General features: G+C 29.2%; 16 protein-coding genes and 1 tRNA gene. 11 read left to right on the forward strand and 6 right to left on the reverse strand.

What is annotated here, in order from left to right:
* Positions 1 to 5: 5 nt before the first annotated feature.
* From VBN07_RS00690 to VBN07_RS00710, 5 genes are all read right to left on the reverse strand, one after another.
* Complete coding sequence (locus VBN07_RS00690) at positions 6 to 3,248, reverse strand: type I restriction endonuclease subunit R (protein ID WP_323177412.1); 3,243 nt, start codon at positions 3,246 to 3,248, stop codon at positions 6 to 8.
* Between the two features lie 75 nt (positions 3,249 to 3,323).
* A complete protein-coding gene (locus tag VBN07_RS00695) occupies positions 3,324 to 3,815 on the reverse strand; it encodes a restriction endonuclease subunit S (protein WP_323177413.1) in 492 nt (163 codons plus the stop codon).
* A 71-nt stretch (positions 3,816 to 3,886) separates the two neighbouring features.
* Positions 3,887 to 6,280, reverse strand: a complete 2,394-nt coding sequence (locus VBN07_RS00700; RefSeq protein WP_323177414.1) for a restriction endonuclease subunit S — start codon at positions 6,278 to 6,280, stop codon at positions 3,887 to 3,889.
* Between the two features lie 17 nt (positions 6,281 to 6,297).
* Positions 6,298 to 7,875: a type I restriction-modification system subunit M gene (locus VBN07_RS00705; protein ID WP_323177415.1), complete on the reverse strand. Its 1,578-nt coding sequence runs from the start codon at positions 7,873 to 7,875 to the stop codon at positions 6,298 to 6,300.
* Positions 7,876 to 8,436: 561 nt separating this feature from the next.
* Complete coding sequence (locus VBN07_RS00710) at positions 8,437 to 9,012, reverse strand: hypothetical protein (protein WP_323177416.1); 576 nt, start codon at positions 9,010 to 9,012, stop codon at positions 8,437 to 8,439.
* 955 nt (positions 9,013 to 9,967) lie between these two features.
* Here VBN07_RS00710 and VBN07_RS00715 point away from each other — a divergent pair.
* The 9 genes from VBN07_RS00715 to atpC all read left to right on the forward strand — a co-directional run bounded on the left by VBN07_RS00715 (position 9,968) and on the right by atpC (position 17,041).
* The gene (locus tag VBN07_RS00715) at positions 9,968 to 10,423 is read left to right on the forward strand and encodes a hypothetical protein (RefSeq protein WP_323177417.1); all 456 of its coding nucleotides are present in this window, start codon (positions 9,968 to 9,970) and stop codon (positions 10,421 to 10,423) included.
* 20 nt (positions 10,424 to 10,443) lie between these two features.
* On the forward strand, positions 10,444 to 11,223 hold the full coding sequence (locus tag VBN07_RS00720; RefSeq protein WP_323177418.1) for a F0F1 ATP synthase subunit A: 780 nt from the start codon (positions 10,444 to 10,446) through the stop codon (positions 11,221 to 11,223).
* Between the two features lie 19 nt (positions 11,224 to 11,242).
* Complete coding sequence (gene atpE, locus VBN07_RS00725; RefSeq protein ID WP_257088737.1) at positions 11,243 to 11,545, forward strand: ATP synthase F0 subunit C; 303 nt, start codon at positions 11,243 to 11,245, stop codon at positions 11,543 to 11,545.
* A gap of 5 nt (positions 11,546 to 11,550) precedes the next feature.
* Positions 11,551 to 12,096, forward strand: a complete 546-nt coding sequence (gene atpF / locus VBN07_RS00730) for a F0F1 ATP synthase subunit B (RefSeq protein WP_323177419.1) — start codon at positions 11,551 to 11,553, stop codon at positions 12,094 to 12,096.
* Positions 12,097 to 12,158: 62 nt separating this feature from the next.
* Entirely contained in the window at positions 12,159 to 12,719 is a 561-nt protein-coding gene (gene atpH / locus VBN07_RS00735; RefSeq protein ID WP_323177420.1) for an ATP synthase F1 subunit delta, read from the forward strand.
* A 3-nt stretch (positions 12,720 to 12,722) separates the two neighbouring features.
* Positions 12,723 to 14,303 (forward strand): F0F1 ATP synthase subunit alpha, encoded by a 1,581-nt coding sequence (atpA, locus tag VBN07_RS00740; protein ID WP_323177421.1) that lies wholly within the window; start codon positions 12,723 to 12,725, stop codon positions 14,301 to 14,303.
* 5 nt (positions 14,304 to 14,308) lie between these two features.
* Positions 14,309 to 15,166: an ATP synthase F1 subunit gamma gene (gene atpG / locus VBN07_RS00745; protein WP_323177422.1), complete on the forward strand. Its 858-nt coding sequence runs from the start codon at positions 14,309 to 14,311 to the stop codon at positions 15,164 to 15,166.
* A 19-nt stretch (positions 15,167 to 15,185) separates the two neighbouring features.
* On the forward strand, positions 15,186 to 16,622 hold the full coding sequence (gene atpD / locus VBN07_RS00750) for a F0F1 ATP synthase subunit beta (RefSeq protein ID WP_323177423.1): 1,437 nt from the start codon (positions 15,186 to 15,188) through the stop codon (positions 16,620 to 16,622).
* Positions 16,622 to 17,041, forward strand: coding sequence for an ATP synthase F1 subunit epsilon (gene atpC, locus VBN07_RS00755; protein ID WP_323177424.1), 420 nt, complete (start codon positions 16,622 to 16,624; stop codon positions 17,039 to 17,041). The genes atpD and atpC overlap by 1 nt, the downstream gene beginning before the upstream one ends.
* A 90-nt stretch (positions 17,042 to 17,131) precedes the next feature.
* On the opposite strand, the gene VBN07_RS00760 is transcribed toward atpC, so the two are convergent.
* Positions 17,132 to 17,207, reverse strand: a tRNA-His gene (locus VBN07_RS00760).
* A 143-nt stretch (positions 17,208 to 17,350) separates the two neighbouring features.
* Between VBN07_RS00760 and VBN07_RS00765 the strand changes: the two genes are divergently transcribed.
* Complete coding sequence (locus VBN07_RS00765; RefSeq protein WP_323177425.1) at positions 17,351 to 18,148, forward strand: PTS glucose transporter subunit IIA; 798 nt, start codon at positions 17,351 to 17,353, stop codon at positions 18,146 to 18,148.
* 237 nt (positions 18,149 to 18,385) lie between these two features.
* Positions 18,386 to 19,393: a hypothetical protein gene (locus VBN07_RS00770; RefSeq protein WP_323177426.1), complete on the forward strand. Its 1,008-nt coding sequence runs from the start codon at positions 18,386 to 18,388 to the stop codon at positions 19,391 to 19,393.
* Positions 19,394 to 19,506 lie beyond the last annotated feature (113 nt).

Raw genomic sequence — 19,506 nt, forward strand, 5'->3', positions numbered from 1 at the left:
TTGAGTTATTTATCATTTTTTAAAGTATTCTTGAACTTTTTGATATTAAGAATATCCTTGAATTTGTTAAAGAAGTTTTGGAAGATTGAGAACGCTTTTTTCTTAGTTTCATATCTATTTGATGAATTTGCACCACGTGGAAATAATGGTGCTTTGATAGCTGAATCCAAGCCTTGTCCATCAAATTTTAAGCTTCCACTTTCAAGTGAGTTAAGAATGTATTCTTTAGCTTGCTCAGCTTGAATGTTTTGGCTATTAATAATTGTGTTAATTTCTTGTCCGGCTCTTTGATGAACGAATTTTTCTCATTCTTCTCAAGTGTTAATTTCAATTTCATTTTCAGTAGCAGTATTTGAAATATCTTGAATATTGTATTGGTCAATGAATTCTAAAATAAGATCCTTTTTGTTTCTAAGAGAAGTACTTGACTGTGCAAGTTTACCAACTTCTTTTTTAACTTTTTCAGTATCTGTTTTTTGAGCAAATCTAGTTGCAATTAATCTAATGATGTATTCAACATTAATTTCATCTTGTTGAACTAATTCGATTTCAAAGACAATATCATTGATGATATTTTCTTTGTAACCATCATTCTTTTCTTTGTCCTTAAATTCATTTCAAATATTTAAGTAGTAAGATTGATAATCTTGCAAGTCTCTGTCAGGAATAATTTTATTAGCATCTTGTTGGAATTCATCAAACACCATTAATGTATTCTTACATTTTAAGATTTTTCCAAATAACTTAGCAAATTCTTTCTTCTTACTTTCAGGGAAGTATTCGATTCTTTGATCTAAATTCTTAAGTGGGAATTCTTTTTTTATTTCATTAACATAGTCAATGTAACCCTTAACGTGCACACCTGTTTTCTCATTAGTTTCACCATTTAAGTAGAAATTATAATCTCTAAATAAAGCTGTATTAGAAGCTTCTTTATCGTTAAGAGCAAATAATGCAATAGCATCTTGAACTTCTTTTCTTAAATCTCTAAAGCAAACTATGTTTCCACATACTTTAACAGAGTTTAAAATTCTGTTTGTTCTTGAAAATGCTTGAATTAAACGGTGATATTCAAGTTTTCTATCTACTCATAAAGTATTTAATGTAGGTGAGTCAAATCCAGTTAAGAACATATCAACAACTATTAAGATATCAATATCTTTGTTTTTCATTCTTAATGAAACATCTTTATAGTAGTTAGCAAACCCTTCAGCACCATCTAATGAGAAGTTAGTTTTGAACATTTGATTATAATCATTCATAGCTTGTGCTAAGAATTCTTTATCAGTTGAATCATAAGTTACATTTGTAGGGATATCAATATCTTCTTCCTCAAAAACTCCTGATTCAGGATCTGGATTAGGTGCATATGTGAATATTGTTGCAATTCTTAAATTTCTATGTTGCTCTGCTAATTGTTTTTTGAATTCAAGGTAGTATTTTTTAGCCATCAAGATATTTTCAACTGTAAAAATAGAGTTGAAACCTTGAAGGTTTGTATCAACTTTTATTTCTTTAGCAGTGTTATCCTTGCTTTTAACCATTTCATCATAGTTAACTAATTTAGAAAATGAGTAACCATCTTTTGCTCTGGTTTTTCTATCAAAGTTTTCAAGAATGTACTGAACATTCATTGCGACTCTTTTGTCTGATTCCTTGATACTTTTCTTATCGATTCCATATATTTTCTTATCTTCAATACCAGAAGCAGATTTAAATGTATTCAAGAAATCAACTTTAAATTTAAGAACGTTATGGTCTCTAATACCATCTAAAATTGTGTAAGTATGAAGTTGGTCTTTGAATATATCAGTTGTTAACATTTGGCCATTTGTTGTATTTGCGTTTTCAACAAATATAGGTGTTCCTGTAAATCCAAATAAGAAGTATTTTTTGAACTTGTTAACAATTCTTTTATGCATCTTACCGAATTGTGAACGGTGGCATTCATCAAAGATGAATACAACTTTTTTATCATATATAGTTGATTTAGGTGTTTTTTCAATAAATTTTGAAAGTTTTTGAATTGTTGTGACTAAGATTTTAGATCTTTCATCTTCAACAGTTTCATTTTCAAGCACTTGACTTAAAATGTTCGTCGATTGCACACCTTTAACACTTCCTTTTTCAAAACGGTTATATTCATTAATTGTTTGGAAGTCTAAGTCTCTTCTATCTACAACGAAGATAACTTTTTCAATGTCGTCTAATTCTTTTGCTAATTCAGCAGTCTTAAATGATGTAAGTGTCTTTCCTGAACCGGTAGTATGTCATATATATCCAGTTGCATCTTTTTTACCTCAGTTACCTAATGAAGACATCATTTTGATTTTTGAAATGATTGCTTCAGTAGCTGCAATTTGATATGGACGCATTACTAATAGTTGTTTATTTGAATCAAAGACACAATATTTAGTAAGAATATTTAACAACGTGTGTCTTGAAAAGAATGTTCTAGTAAAGTCAATAAGATCAGTAATTTTTCTATTCTTCCCATCTGCTCAATATGATGTATATTGGAATGATTGTTTGCTTTTCTTAACAGCTGAACCGGATTTGTTTGATGAAGTTTTTAAATCCCTAGTTGTATTTGAGTAGTATTTTGTTTCAGTTCCATTACTAATGACAAAGATTTGAATAAATTCAAAGAAACCTTCATCAGATCAGAAACTTTCACTTTGGTATCTTTCGATTTGATTGAAAGCTTCTCTGATGTCTACACCTCTTCTCTTAAGTTCAACGTGAACCAAAGGAAGACCATTTACTAAAATAGTTACATCATATCTATTTTTGTATTTACCATGGTCAGCTTCATACTGATTAATTACTTGAAGTATGTTGCTTTGTGGATTTTTAAAGTCAATTAATCTAATGTTTTTAGTTTGGGATTCACCATTAGATAATTCTCTTTCAAGAGGGATAATGTTATTTTTTTGAATAATTTCTGTTTTTTCTTTAATACCTTTGCCTTTTCCTGAAATTTCAGAAAGAATGTGTGTTCATTCACTATTTGTAAAAGTAACTTGATTTAATCTTTCAAGTTGCTTTCTAAAGTTATTTTTAAGTTCTTCTGAATTTTTGATTTGAATATACTCATAACCTTGACTAGTTAGAAGATTAATAAACTCTTTTTCTAAGTCAGCTTCTGACTGATAATTTGTAGGTCTTTGTCTTTGTTTTTCAAAATCAAACTCAGCAATAACTGTGTTTTCAGGAGTGTGTAATATTGCGTGATTTTCTTTTGCCATAGTAAATCCACCTTTATTTGTTGTTATATGTTGCTTATATTAGTTTTATACAGCTTGGATATAGGTATTAAAGTGTTAATTATTTTTATCTGATAATTTATCAAATATTAAATTTCTATAATATTCATATTGTTGTTGTCTTCTTGCTTCTTCAGCTGGAAGACCTATTTTTAAATTGTTGCACATAGTGTCAAAAGTATCTAGAATATCGACTATTTTGTTTTGAGTTTCTAGTGATGGTAAAATACATTCTACATCACTAAAATCACTGATTGATAAGAAGGGTTGACTACCCTTTTGGTATTGGTGTAGCTTCATAGAAGATAATAAATAATATATAAATTTGTCATTGGCAATATTTTTTAAGCCCTTAATGATTGTTCCATTATATGTAACAAAATGTTTTCCATCTCCTCAAATAACATTACCTACACTACCAATATGACCTACAATTGCAGAATTTTCATTATTATATTCATCAAAATAAGAAACAATACCATTAGCACCATAAACTGGATAAATTCCGTTTTCTGTGGATGGAATATTGTTTCCCTTTCCATATTTCATTGTCACAAAGTACTTTAACTTAATTTTTATAGTTCCGAATATATATTGAATTAACTTAATTAAACCTGTGGTTAAGTTATCTTCTCTCTCTCTCTCATTAATTTTTCAAATGAGTTAGTTTCAAGATATTCAAAGATTGAATCTCTATAAAATTCATATTGTTGCTGTCTTTTAATTTCTTCGGCTGGAAGTCCGATTTTAAGGTCTTTACAAATTGATTCAAAATTTTCTAATATATGGACTATTCTAAATTGAGTTTCCAAAGTAGGAAAAGTTACTTTGACTTCAGCGACTTGATTCGACATTAATTTAGCATTTGAAAAAGTCTTGTTTACGTATTTATCTAAATTAACTGATAAATAAAAGTATAGATATTTTGGAAGTATGATTGACTTATTTACATCAATTAACCCACAAACGTTTGTCACACTGAATTTACCTGATCTATAAAATACAGTTCCAGCATATCCATCTGTAGTTCAAGAAACATATTCTCCATCAAATTTGTATTTGCTAATTTTTCCTAATTCTCCATTGTTTAGTGTTTGAGATGAGTAAACAGGATACTCTCCAGGGTTTTGTCTGATGAAATCCTTGCTAATTACTTCGCCTCTAAATAATTTAGCTATTTTAGAAAGCTGAATAGTAATGTTTGTGTTGAAGATATATTGAATTAACTTAATTAATCCTGTGGTTAAGTTATCTTCTCTCTCTCTCTCTCTCATTAATTTTTCAAATGAGTTAGTTTCAAGATATTCAAAGATAGAGTTTCTATAAAATTCATATTGTTGCTGTCTTTTAATTTCTTCGGCCGGAAGTCCAATCTTAAGGTCTTTACAAATTGATTCGAAGTTGTCTAATACATCAGCAATTTTATTTTGAATATTCAATGATGGTATTGGTAGAGTAACGTTTTTGATATCTTCTTTTGACACATTAAAACGAGTTACCCCATTAACGCATCTTGTAATTTGAGATCTTATGTTTTCGGATCTTAAAAGATGTTTAATATAACTTAAATTAAGCAATTCAGGTTCATTTGGTCTTAACCCAAAGCAAAAACTATTTAAGTAGATATCTTCATTAATTTGCCCAATAACAACACTAGTCATACCAGCGTCGTGTATGTTTTCAGATGAACCAGTAAATAAGATATCGCCAGTCATTATTTTATTTTGATTTTCACCATCTTGAATTTTTACAAAGTTATTAATATCAAGGCTTAAAGATGGATTATTGTATACATTATTGAATGTAACAAACTTTTTGTTTCCGTTTTCAAAATCATTCTTGTTTTTTGATTTTAAACCTGAATAAAACTGACCTAATTCACCCAATTTAATGAAATTAATATTTTCTTGTAAGTTTTTTGATTTATCGTTTGAAAGCAATGAATTTCTGTAGTATTCATACTGTGTGGATCTAGCTTTCAGCTCCGCTTTCAGCTCCGCTTTCAGCTTTTCTGTGTAACTAGAAAAGATATCTAATATATTTGCTATATGCTTTTGAGTTTCTAGATTTGGAAAAGTTACTTTAACTTCAGCGACTTGATTCGACATTAATTTAGCATTTGAAAAAGTCTTGTTTACGTATTTATCTAAATTAACTGATAAATAAAAGTATAGATATTTTGGAAGTATGATTGACTTATTTACATCAATTAACCCACAAACGTTTGTCACACTGAATTTACCTGATCTATAAAATACAGTTCCAGCATATCCATCTGTAGTTCAAGAAACATATTCTCCATCAAATTTGTATTTGCTAATTTTTCCTAATTCTCCATTGTTTAGTGTTTGAGATGAGTAAACAGGATACTCTCCAGGGTTTTGTCTGATGAAATCCTTGCTAATTACTTCGCCTCTAAATAATTTAGCCACTTTAGAGAGTTGAATAGTAATTGTTGTGTTAAATATGAATTGAATAAGTTTAATTAGATTTACTATTGTATCTTGGTTTGATATTTTTTCAGTTAACTGATCAAATGATTCTGATTCAAGATATTCAAAAATTAATTTTTCATATATCTCTAGTTGTTTTTGCTTTTCGCTGCGGTCACTTGATAAATCTACTTCTAACTTGTAACAAACTTTTTCAAGATTTTCAATAGTTTCAATTATTTTGTTTTGGTAATTTATTGAAGGAATTGTTATGTCTATATCTAAGACTTTCAGTAAGTTAGAATCAATTAAATTACTTTTATCTTTAACTAATTCGTGGATTAAATTGCTTTTTGTTCTTAAAAAGTGGTGTAAATACTTATTTGTTAAAACATTTTCATCATTTGATTTGATAATTGCAGGATTTATATCTCCATCTTGAGAGATAAATTCACTAATTTCCAGTCTGTTTTCATCAATCGACAAAACTACATCAGATAGTTTTTTAACTTCGATTGATTTAAATTCATTTTTAGGAAGTAAATTATCAATAAAGTCTAAATTAAGTTTATTTTCACTCATTTTACCCTCTTTTAGTTTTATAAGTCTTCAAGACTTTTATCTAATTTCTCAACAATTTCATCAATTTTTTCTCTAAGCACAGCTTGCTCTGCAACAATTTCTTTGATTTCTTGATTTAACTTCTTAATATCAATAACTTCTCTTGTATCTTCTTTTTCAACATAAGTATTTACAGAAAGGCTGTAATTATTATTTGCTATATCTTCTGTTCTAACAATTTTAAGGACATTTATTTTATCTTCGTCTGAATTGTATAAGTTAATAATGTTTTGAATATTTTCATCAGTTAACTTGTTGTTATTTGCAATTTTAATGAACTCCTTGCTTGCATCAATGAATTTAACTTCATTGCTTGTTTTATTTTTCTTAATTACAAGGATGCAAGTTGAAATACTTGTTCCATAGAATAAGTTGTCTGGCAATTGAATAACTGCATCAACAAAGTTGTTATCTACAAAGTATTTTCTGATTTTAGCTTCAGCTCCTGCACGATACATAATTCCGGGAAAACAAACAATTGCAGCTGTACCATCAGCTGAAAGTTTGTGAAGTGCGTGTTGGACGAATGCTCAGTCAGCTTTAGATTTTGGAGCTAGCACACCAGCTGGTGCAAATCTAGGATCAGCAATTAATGTTGCATTAGCATCGCCTTCTCATTTAATTGAGTAAGGTGGATTAGAAACGATTACATCAAATGGTTCTTCCTCATCTAAACCAGGATGAGTTAATGTGTCATCACAAATGATTTTGAACTTACTGTAGTTAATATCGTGTAAGAACATATTGATTCTACATAAGTTATAAGTAGAAACATTAATTTCTTGTCCATAAAGACCTTCTTTAATGTTGTCTTTCCCGAGTACTTTAACTGATTGAAGCAATAGAGAACCACTACCAGCACACATATCATAAACTTTTCTAACTTCAGTTCTATTTCCAAGAGCAAGTTTGAAAAGTAATTTACTTACTTCTTGTGGAGTAAAAAATTCACCACCTGATTTACCTGCATTTTGTGCATACATAGAAATTAAAAACTCATATGCATCACCAAATAAGTCAATAGTGTTGTCTTCGAAGTTTCCAAGTTCCATTTTTTTAACACCTGTAAGAAGTGCTCTTAATGTAGCATTACGTTTTGAAACTGTGTTCCCTAATTTGTTGCTGTTAACATCAAAATCTTGGAAAAGTCCTTTAAGGTCACCTTCACTTGAACGACCCTTTGCAGAATTTTCAATGTTTTTAAAGATATTTTCAAGTGTTTCATTCAAGTTTTCATCGTTGGTTGCATTAGCTTCAACATTTGTAAAAAGTTGTGATGGGTAAACGAAAAACCCTTTTGCAGAAATAATAGCTTCTTTTATATCGTCTGTAATTTCGTCATCACTTAAAGCTTCATAATTAAAATCTAAATCACCGCTTTCGTGTTGAATGGTATTTACATATCTTGTGATACTTTCTGAGATAAAACGATAAAAAAGTGTTCCAAGTACATAGTTTTTGAATTCTCATCCATCAACTTGACTTCTTAATTGATCAGCGATGTTTCAAATTGTCTTATGTAATTCAGCTCTTTGTATTTCTTTTGTATTGTCCATAAAAATCCCTTTCATTTACAACTAAATTATTGTTTTACGCTAGAATATGTTATTCTAGTGTTCGATTTTCATTTAAAAAATACTGTTTAACACTTAGTTAATTCATATTGATTGTTTTACACAATCAATTTATATTTTTGTTATTTATTGCTATTGTAAAAAAAAAAAAAAGTCAAAGAAAATAAACAAAATTGCAAAATAATAAGAAAATATATTATTTTATTTTCATCAAAATTTAGTTCTTTCTTTAATATATGGTTATATGTTCCTGATTTAGCATTATTGTTATATGTGTTGTAATGAAAGGTTATATTTAAAACTTTTAATTTCATCATAAACTATTTAGTATGTAGTATAAAAAATGTATAAAAAAACTATGTTCCCATAACATAGCAAACGAAATATCTTTCACACTCACCTGTGTATATAAACTATCAACCATACAAGCGACTCTGGTCTTCTAGTATTTTACATACCAAATGTTATTTTTTTATCACTATAAAAATTATTTATTAATGTATATTCAGATAATCTTGATAGTAAATACAAGTTATTATCACCCTAGCTTTTACTTTTTTCTCTGTTGAATAATTCACCTATTTCAAATAAAGCTTCAGAAAGTGTTAATTCATTATTGTTGTTATCATCTTTATTTTTTCTTAAAAGCGGTATGCTTATAAAATCTTCAGGTTTATCAAAGTGTCTATTAATTTCTTCAGAAGATATTTTAGTTGAGTCATTAGCAAAGGTAAAACCTGCTTTTTTCAATGAAAGGCCAAAAAAGATTCTATATGGTAATTTGTATTTTCTAATAACGTAATCTATATTTAGATTTTTTGAAAATTCTGACATTACATCTTTGTCAGGATAAAAGAATATATTGGATAAGTAATGCAATTTATCATAAATTCTTTTAAAAGTATTATCTACAGTAATGTCATTAAAATTCTCAATAATAGTCCCTTCATCTGTAATATCTCTTATAGAATGGATAATTATACTTTTTAATTTATTCTCATTTGGATCTTTATATACTTCCTGTAAGGTATATTGATTTTTATTTAATGCTATTTGAGACATTATTTTATTTATCACAACTCATGATACTTTTCTATTCAAATCAAATTGATTTTTCATATAGATTTCTTTAAATAATTTTTTATCCATAATTTGAATAGAAGTTGTATCAACATATGAATCGTATTTTAATCCTGTATTTTTATCAATTGCTTGTATTAATACTTCTCCTAATTTAGGAACTTTATAGAAGAAAGGAGATTTTCATATATCAATTTTTGGTTGATTTTTCTTTTTCTTAATTGCAGTTCTTAAATTTAAATAACAAACTTTATGACCTATATAGAATGCTATAATGGATCTGTTATTACTTCTTCATTCATCTTTATTATTTTTTTGAAAATTTCCTCTTACTTCAATAGTGCTATAGTCATTTTCATCATTATCATATGGAGATATTAAATTACCTTTATTGTCAAAACAAGAACTAGGATTTTTTTTTATTGAATTTTGTTCTTTTTTTATTTCTGAAGATTAACATATAAAAATTATAATAAAAAAGCCATGTTTTCATGAAGAAAACACGCCCATACTTTTCTGTTTCTGCGCACGGTCACCTGATATATAAACTATCAGCTCTACAAGCGACTCAAGCTTTCAAGTGTCTCATATATCAAATGTCAATTATATTATAACAACTTTTTACAGTTTTTCTGAAAAAATTTATAAAAATTTATAAAAATTTTTAATTTTTTAAAATCTAATATCAAAATATTTTAATTATTTCTATTATTCTTGATTTAGGAATATTATAGCTGAAAATTAATTTTTTGTCCTTTTTATTTTAATGTTTCTATAAGCAAAAAAGTATAAAAAAATTACCAACTAAGTTGACAATTCAATATTTTGCCCATTTGAACCAATAAAATTTTAGTGTGTGGATTTTGATATCTTACTAAAACTTAATTTATGGATTTTTTCTATTATTTTATTGACTTATTTCACCAATTTTAACAACCTAAAAAAATATTGTAAAAAAGGTGATATAACTTTCTAAAAGTATTAAAATAGAAACATGCTACCAATTAAAAAGGCTATAAAAAAAATGACATATATGCAAATGCATACTTTTATATTTGCAATCTTTTTTTTATTAATTTCTGTAGTGTTTTTATCTCTTATAGGAATTAATCGTGGTCTATTTTTTGGGTATGCATTAGGTGGTCTACTAATTTATTTTTTATTTAAATTAAACTGACTTTTTGCGTATTTATTTCTAAGAAATAAAAAAACAAAATTGTATGCTTTATCGATTTTAAAATCAGTTTTATTTTTCTTAATTTTAGGTGCGATCGTGTACTTAATGTTTTTTATTAATACAGAGTACCTAAAACAAATGCAGATTACCGAATATTCAGTATTGCAAGTATTAGATCAGCCATTTAATTTCTTTGCATTTGCTGGAGGAATATTAACTAATGTTTTTGTGATTATCATCACAGAAATAGTTAATAAAAAAATAAGAAACTAAAAAGAAAGGAGATGAGCAGGATGGATACATTTTTAAAAGGTCTTTGAGTTTGAAATCAACCACAAATGTTATCGCTTGTAGTTACTGTTTTTATAGTGCTAATTATTTGTTTAGTTGTCTATTTCAAAGTATCAAAAATTAAACCAAATGAAGCTCCGAAAGGTGTAGCACTCATTGCTGAAGGTTATGTTAAGTTCATTGACAAAACTTTTGATGATGCAACTGGTGGAACACAAGTGCAAAATTCAAGATACTATATTTTGACTTTAGCTACTTTTATTCTAATCGGTAACCTTACAGCTGTCTTTGGTTTAGAACCAATCGTAACATCTTATTCAGTTCCGTTAACATTAGCTTTAATGAGCTGACTTGGTATCTTTGTTTGTGGTGCAGTGTACCGTAAGTGAAGATATCTAAAATCATTTATCAACCCACTTGATTTACCTGGTAAAGTATCTCCTCTTATTTCTCTTAGTTTTCGTATTTATGGAAATGTTATAGGAGGATCTACAGTTATTTTCTTATTTTATTCATTCTGTGGGTGAATATGGACAAAAGTAACAGGGTCAAGTAATCAGCAATTCTTCTTTGGACTGATTTTATCACCTGCATTACACTTTTATTTTGACTTATTCGGCTCTACTTTACAAGCTTACATATTTTCACTTTTAACACTTGTATACTGAACTATTGAGTCAACTGCAGAAGAAGTTAAGCCTAAAAAACTTAAAAAAGGTAAATCAAAAATTGTAAGAAGTAACAAAAACCTTAATTCACAATTATCACAAGCAATTTATTAAATAGAAAAGAGGATTAATTATGATTGAAACAGTAACAAAATTTTTAGAAGAAACTGCAAACAACACTACTCAAGCAGCTGCACAAAATGGTGGAGACATCAAATCAGGTCTTGTTGCTATTGGTGCAGGATTAGCTGCAATCGGTGTTTTAGGAACAGGTATCGGACAAGGTTATGCTGCTGGTAAAGCTGCAGAAGCTGTTGGAAGAAATCCTGAAGCAGAATCAAAAATCCGTTTAATGTTAATTATCGGTGTTGGTATTGCTGAAACAGCCGCTATTTATGCATTTATTATTGCTTTATTATTAATGTTCATTAAATAATAACTATGGTTCAAAATTTAATTTATCTTAAGCAAGAATCATTGAATCAACAAGTCCAAGAAAAATTCAATGGACTATTTCCAAGTGTTCCAATGATGATTGCTACTATCATCGCTTTTTTAATTGTGTTTTTATTACTTACATACCTTTTATATAAACCAGTTAAAAAGATGATGAAAAATAGAACAAATTTCATCCAAGAAAATATCAACAGTGCTATTAAACAAAAAGAAGACAGCTTACAAGTTTTAAACGATGCAAACGAAAAACTTAAAGAAGCTCACAAGCAAGCAGATAGCATTGTTAACAAAGCAAAAATAAAAGCTGGTGAAGTTTCTAAAACTTATATTGACAAAGCAAAAGCTGAATCATATAGATTACTTGAAGAAACTAACCAAGATATAGCGTTGCAAAAGAAAGAATTTGATGCTAATGCTAAAAAATATGTAATCCAAGTAGCTACAGAATTAGCAGAGAAAATCTTACGTAAAGAAATTTCTCGACAAACTCAAGATGAAATTATTAAAAACTATCTTGAATCAAGTGAGTAATTAACTTTCACAGCTATATAACTACCATAAAAGTAAAATAGCAAAACTTTTAAGATTTTATTATGTACAAAAAAAGAAATACATCTGCATATGCAGTAGCAATTTATGACTTGGTCAAAAAACAAGATAAATTTAAATTAATTCAACCTCAATTTGAGGCTGTTAAAGATTTAATTGACACAATTCCAGGCTTTATCGAATATTTAGGAAATGACTTAATTCCTGAAGCTGAAAGATTCAAAACAATCGATATGGCTTTTGATAAAAATCAATTTGACTATATTGTAATTAACTCAATTAAAGTTATAGTTCAAAGAAAAATGGTGTCTCAATTAAAAAACATCATCATTGAATATTTAAAGTTATCAAATGATGCATTAAGAATTCGTTATGTATTAGTTGAATCAGCTTTCCCATTAAGTGATGAGCAACTTCAACAAATCAATGACAAACTTCAAAAAGTTACAAGACGTACAATCGAAATTCACAATGTAATTAACCCAAATATTATTAGTGGATTTAGAATTGTGTCTAAAACCGAAGTTATTGAAATGAACATACTACACGACTTAAACAAAATCAAAAACGAAATTATTTTTAAACAAAAAGAAAAGGAGGTGTAATTTATGGCTATCAAATTAGATGATATTTCTGCAATCATTAAAGAAAGAATTCAAAACATTGGTAAAGTAGCTGACAGATCAGAAATTGGTCAAGTTATCTCAATTGGTGATGGTATTGCTGTTGTATCAGGTCTTCAAAAGGTTAAAAACGCAGAAATCGTAGTTTTTGACAACGGTGTTTATGGACTTACTTTAAACCTTGAAGAAGAAACAGTTGGAGTTGCTTTATTTGGTGATGCTAACTCTGTTTCTGAAGGAGACATTGTTAAAAGAACAGGTCAAGTTATTGACGTAAATGTTGGTGATGCTCTTTTAGGTAGAGTTGTTAACGCCCTTGGAGAGCCAATTGATGGTAAAGGTAAAATTCAAGGAACAATTAAAAGTGAAATCTTCAAAATTGCTCCTGGTGTTATGACTAGAGAAGAAGTTAACCAACCACTTGAAACAGGTATTATTGCAATTGATTCAATGATCCCAATCGGTAAAGGTCAAAGAGAGCTTATCATCGGTGACCGTCAAACAGGTAAAACAGCTATGGCCATTGATGCTATCATCAACCAAAAAGGTAAAAACGTTAAGTGTGTTTATGTAGCAATTGGGCAAAAGAACTCAACAGTTGCGCAAATTGTTAACAAACTTAATGAATTTGGTGCGCTTGATTACACAGCAGTAGTTGTTGCTGGAGCTTCAGAATTAGCTCCACAACAATACATTGCTCCATATACAGGAGTTACTATTGCAGAATACTGAATGTCTCAAGGACAAGATGTATTAATTGTTTATGATGATTTATCAAAACACGCAGTTGCATATAGAACGCTTTCACTTCTTTTAAGAAGACCACCTGGCCGTGAAGCTTACCCTGGAGACGTTTTCTACTTACACTCTCAACTTTTAGAGCGTGCAGCTAGACTTAACAAAGAAAATGGTGGAGGTTCAATTACTGCTCTTCCAATTATTGAAACTCAACAAGGGGATATTTCAGCTTACATTCCAACTAACGTAATTTCAATTACAGATGGTCAAATTTTCACAAAAGAATCACTATTTAACTCAGGACAAAGACCTGCTGTTGATATTGGTTTCTCAGTTTCTCGTGTTGGTTCAGCTGTGCAAATTAAAGCTATGAAACAAGTTGTTGGTTCACTTAAACTTGAACTTGCTCAATACAACGAAATGTTAGCTTTTGCTCAATTTGGTTCAGACCTTGATGAGTCAACTAAATCAATTTTAGAACACGGTGCTAAAGTATATGAACTTTTAAAACAAGAACAATACTTTGCTATTCCACAAGTTACACAAGCTATTATTCTTTTAGGAGTTAAAGAAAGAATTATTAACCCACTTCCAAAAGAATACATTAAAGAATACAGAGATAACGTTATTGCATTTGTAAACAAAACAGCTGAAGGTATGGAACTTTTCTCAAACATTGCTTCAAAAGGTTTATTCACACCTGAAGACTACCAAACAACAGAAAAAGTATTAGTTAAGATAGTACAAAACATCATCGCTACAATTCCTAACTATGATCCTAAGTTGCATAAAGCATTTCCTAAAAAATACAACGACTTACTTAAATAATTAAAATGGCAAACTTAAATTCAATTAAAAATAGAATTAATGTAATTGACAATACCAAAAAGATTACTAATGCTATGCAATTAGTATCAACTGCTAAATTGCGTAGAATTAGAACTGAATTTGAAAGTGTTGAAACGTATTTAAATTCACTAAACGAAATGTTTAGAGAATTAGCATCACACGTTGAACCTAGAGAGTTTTACTCAATTTTCCCTAAAAACACTAATGTTGATTCTGATTTACACATCATCATCACATCTGATTTAGGATTATGTGGTTCATACAATACTAATATTGTTAAATTACTTAAAGAAACTCTTAAACCAAGTGACAAAATCATTGTGCTTGGAGGAAAAGGACTTGCTCTATTACATTCATTTAAATATGATGAACAAGTCATTTCTAAATACACAGAACTAGGAGACAAAATCTCTTATGAACTTGGTTCTGTTGTATCTAAAAAAGCTTTTGAAGAATATTCAAACAAAAGAGTTGCTAACATTTACATCTATTACACAGAATTTATTAACAACATTACACAGGAAGCCAAAAAACTTAAACTCTTCCCACTAGACATTGAATCTGAAAATGCTAGTGTGCAAGCTAGAAACACAATTGAATTTGAACCTAACTCAGAAGTGGTGCTTAAAAACTCAATCCCACTTTACTTAGCAAGTATGGTTTATGGACTTGCTACAGGTTCAAAAGTTTCCGAAATCGCTTCAAGACGTAATGCTATGGAAAATGCTACAAATAATGCAACAGACTTAGTTGATGAGTTAAGATTACAATTTAACAGAAAACGTCAAGGTAACATAACTCAAGAAATCAATGAAATTGTAGCTGGTGCAGATGCTACTTAATTAAAATAAGGAGGAATGAATGGTAAAAAACAAAGGAATTATCGTTCAAATCTTAGGTCCGGTTGTGGACGTTAGATTTGAAGAAGGAAAATTACCTCACTTACTTAATGCTGTTGAATTAGAACATGATGGAAAAGTTTACACATTCGAAGTTGCTCAACACATTGGGGATGATACAGCTCGTACAATCTCAATGGTTTCTACAAATGGACTTCAAAGAGGAATGGTTGTAACTGACACAGGTGCACCAATTTCTGTACCTGTAGGAAACGTTGTTTTAGGTAGAATGTTTGACGTTTTAGGAAACCCAATTGACAACTTACCTTTACCAAAAGACATTGAAAGAGATCCTATCCACGCACCAGCACCTTCTTATGAAGAACAAAAAAGTTCATCAGAAGTGCTTGAAACAGGAATTAAAGTTATTGACTTACTTATTCCTTATGCAAAGGGTGGAAAAATTGGTCTTTTTGGTGGAGCTGGAGTTGGTAAAACAGTTCTTGTTCAAGAACTTATTAACAACATAGCTACAGAGCACAATGGACTTTCAGTATTTGCTGGAGTTGGAGAAAGAACACGTGAAGGAAATGACCTTTACTATGAAATGAAAGCTGCAGGAGTTTTAGATAAAACTGCACTTGTATTTGGACAAATGAATGAACCACCTGGGGCACGTATGAGAGTTGCTCTTACAGGTCTTACAATGGCTGAATACTTTAGAGATAAACAAAATCAAGACGTACTTTTATTCGTTGACAACATCTTTAGATTTACACAAGCTGGTTCAGAGGTTTCTGCTCTTTTAGGACGTATGCCATCAGCTGTTGGATACCAACCGACACTTGCTACAGAAATGGGTGCGCTTCAAGAAAGAATTACTTCAACACGTAGAGGTTCAATTACATCAGTTCAAGCTGTTTATGTGCCTGCTGATGACTTAACTGATCCAGCACCTGCTACAACTTTCAGTCACTTAGATGCTAAAACAGTTCTTGACCGTGGAACAGCAGCACTTGGAATTTATCCAGCTATTGACCCACTTAACTCTTCATCAAGATTACTTGATCCATTAATTGTTGGATATGAACACTACGAAACAGCTCAAGAAGTCGTAGCAATCTTACAAAGATTTAAAGAACTTCAAGATATTATTGCGATCTTAGGGATGGGTGAATTATCTGAAGAAGATAAGAAAATTGTTAACAGAGCAAGAAGAATTAGACAATTCTTATCACAACCTTTCACAGTTGCCGAAAAATTCAGTGGTATTAAAGGTAGATATGTTCCATTATCTGAAACAATTAGAAGTTTCAAGGTTATTCTTTCAGGTGAATTAGATAACCTTCCAGAAGAAATGTTCAGATATGCCGGAAACATTGATGATGTTATCGAACGTTACAAAAAATATCAAGAAGAAAATAACATTTCAACTGAATCATCAACAGATAAAAAATAATGAATAATACAACTCATTTATTAATCACAGTACCATCAGGTGTATTTTATGAAGGTGATGTAAACATTGTTACATTAAAAACAGCATCAGGTTACATCGGACTTCAAGCTAATAGAACGCCACTTTTCTCAAACGTTGAAATTTGCAACTTATCAATCAAACCTGAAAATGGTGAAGAAATTCGTTGCTACATCGGTGGTGGTCTTGTATATGCTGATGAGAAAAAAGTATCAATCATAACAGATGATATTATCAATGTTAAAAACATTGATGTACAAAGAGCGCTTCGTGACCGTGATAAACTTATTAAACAAATCGAAGAGGCTTCACACAATGATTCAGTAAACAAAACAAAATTAGAGTCTAAACTTAAAAAAGCTCTTTTTAAAATTGATGCATACAATTTATTCAATAAATAATATTTGCAACCTTTTTAGGTTGCTTTTATTATGCACTTGATGTAAAAAAAGGAAAACAAAAAAAGTTGCTATTAACAACTTTCTTTCATATGGGGCGAACGACGGGATTCGAACCCGCGCATGATGGGACCACAACCCACTGTGTTAACCACTTCACCACGTTCGCCATAAGTAAAACTATTATACCACTATTTTAAGCATCTAGTAAACAATTTAATTAATTTTTAGACCTTGTTTTAAGGTGTTAAAATCTATTTTCAACATTATAAAAATGATATAAAATTTATTTTATTTAAGGAGTATATTATTATGACTGAAAGAGATAAATACATAGACTTATTAGTAAAAATTGTTGATGCATTCGGTGGGCTTGACAATATTACTTCATTTAATAATTCGGCATCACAATTAAGATATGATGTTAAAAATGTTTCATTAGTTTCAAAAGCAGAATTTCAACAATTAGGTGCTACATCAGTTAAAATTTTCGAAGCACAAAAACACGTTCAAGTTGAACTACCAAATGCAGAAGCTTTAAATGCACTTATCAAAATTAACAAAGACTTAATTTCAACAATGTGTAAATCGGTTGAAGTTTCAACTGTTTCAACATCAAATAATGCAACAGCATCTACTCAAGCAGTTTCAGAATTAGAAATCTTAGCACCTGCTTCAGGACAAATTGTTTCACTTGAATCATTAAATGATGGTGTATTTTCAAATGATTTAGTTGGAAAAGGATTTGCAATCAAATTAGATGGAACATCAGGTAAAATTGTTGCTCCATTTGATGGAAAAATAACAATGCAACCAGCAAGCAAATCACAAGTTATCTTATCTAACACATCATTAGGTGTTGAAGCTGTTATTGTTTTTGGTTTAAACTCATACAAATTAGATGGAATTGGTATGGACGCTAAAGTTTCATTAAACCAAGAAGTTAAATCTGGAGATGAATTAATCGTTTTAGATTTAAACAGATTCAAAGCAGAAAATATTGATCAAGAAATTATTTTTGCATTAACAACTGATTCAAAATTACAAAACTTTAAAAACTTAGAACACAAAAACATCAAACATTCAGAAGTTATTGGTAAATTAGTTTAATCTTTAGATTAAACTGAGTTGTAAATCAGAGCAGAAAAAATCTGTTCTTTTTTTATTAAAAAAATATTTTTTTGGTGATATATATTCCAAAAAAGTTTTAAAATAAAAGTACCTCATTATTTTGATATTTAATGAGGTAACCTGGAATTAGAAAATATAAACTCTTTGATAGCATCTCTTTTTCCGGGACACAAGCACCATTTAAATGGTGCTTTTTTTGTATTACAATTTTATATTATGAGTAAAAGTAAGAATACCAAAGGACATAGATGATTTAGTCACACAGAATTATTGACAGGTTTTATAGATCTAAAAACACGAGAAATTCACAAAGTCTTAATTTCAAATTCACTTTTAAAAAAGTTTGCTAAATCAAATTCAAATTCAAATATTAAGGATATTTTTTCATCATTTTCTGATAGCGATTTTACTGATAAGGAAATCTTTGAGAATGTTCAAGAATTATTCAATAGCAAGCAGACTGAAGTGGATTTTTCGACTTTGTATCAAAACTCAAACAATGAAGAAAAAACTAAATATGAAATATATACTGATGCCATTGAAAAATTAGCTATTGAAAAAATAACTGATGTTACAAAAGAGGCAAATTTTAAAGGTAAAATGCCAGAATACTTATTTAAAGCAATATGTTTCACAGATTCTAAAGTAAAGAATTGAGAAAAGTTTAATATTGATGACATATTGAAAAAAGATGAGGAATTTATAAAAAATAAAAAGGTTACTGAGTGTTTGAAAAAATTCTTTGAAAAAGGAAAAGATAACTTTGCAAATTATCCTGCTAAAAATCACAATTATTTCAATTGTGAAAAATTTGAATCAGATAATCCTATATTATGATTTGTATATTACTTCTTGAAAGTAATATTTCGCGACGAATCACTTGTGAAAATATTCAATGAGAGTGAGAAGCAAAGATTATGATGATATATTATTTGTGGCAATAAAACAGAAGATTATCCTAATTCACTTACATTTATTCTTGCAAATTACTATCATTTTTATGCTGAAACATCTTTATATCTTAAGGCATTAGAAATTTCTGATTTTAATCACATAGACTCAACTGAAGGAACATTTTCAGATAAAAAGTTTATGGTTGATTTAGATAACGTAAATATATTGAAACCATTTGTTTACGATTTCAAGACGTATTCTGATTCTAACTATCTAAAAAAGTGACCGAAATATTCATCAATTATGTTGGTATATTTACATTCTTATTAATAATAAAACCAACAAATATAACTCATTAATCGAAAGTATTGAATTTAAACCTGAGAAACCTACTGAAACAAATGATATTGTTTGTGATCATCAGTTACCTGCCAAAAGCAATG

The sequence above is a fragment of the Mycoplasma sp. 4404 genome (genome assembly GCF_034863325.1).
GTDB lineage: Bacteria > Bacillota_I > Bacilli_A > Mycoplasmatales > Metamycoplasmataceae > Mycoplasmopsis.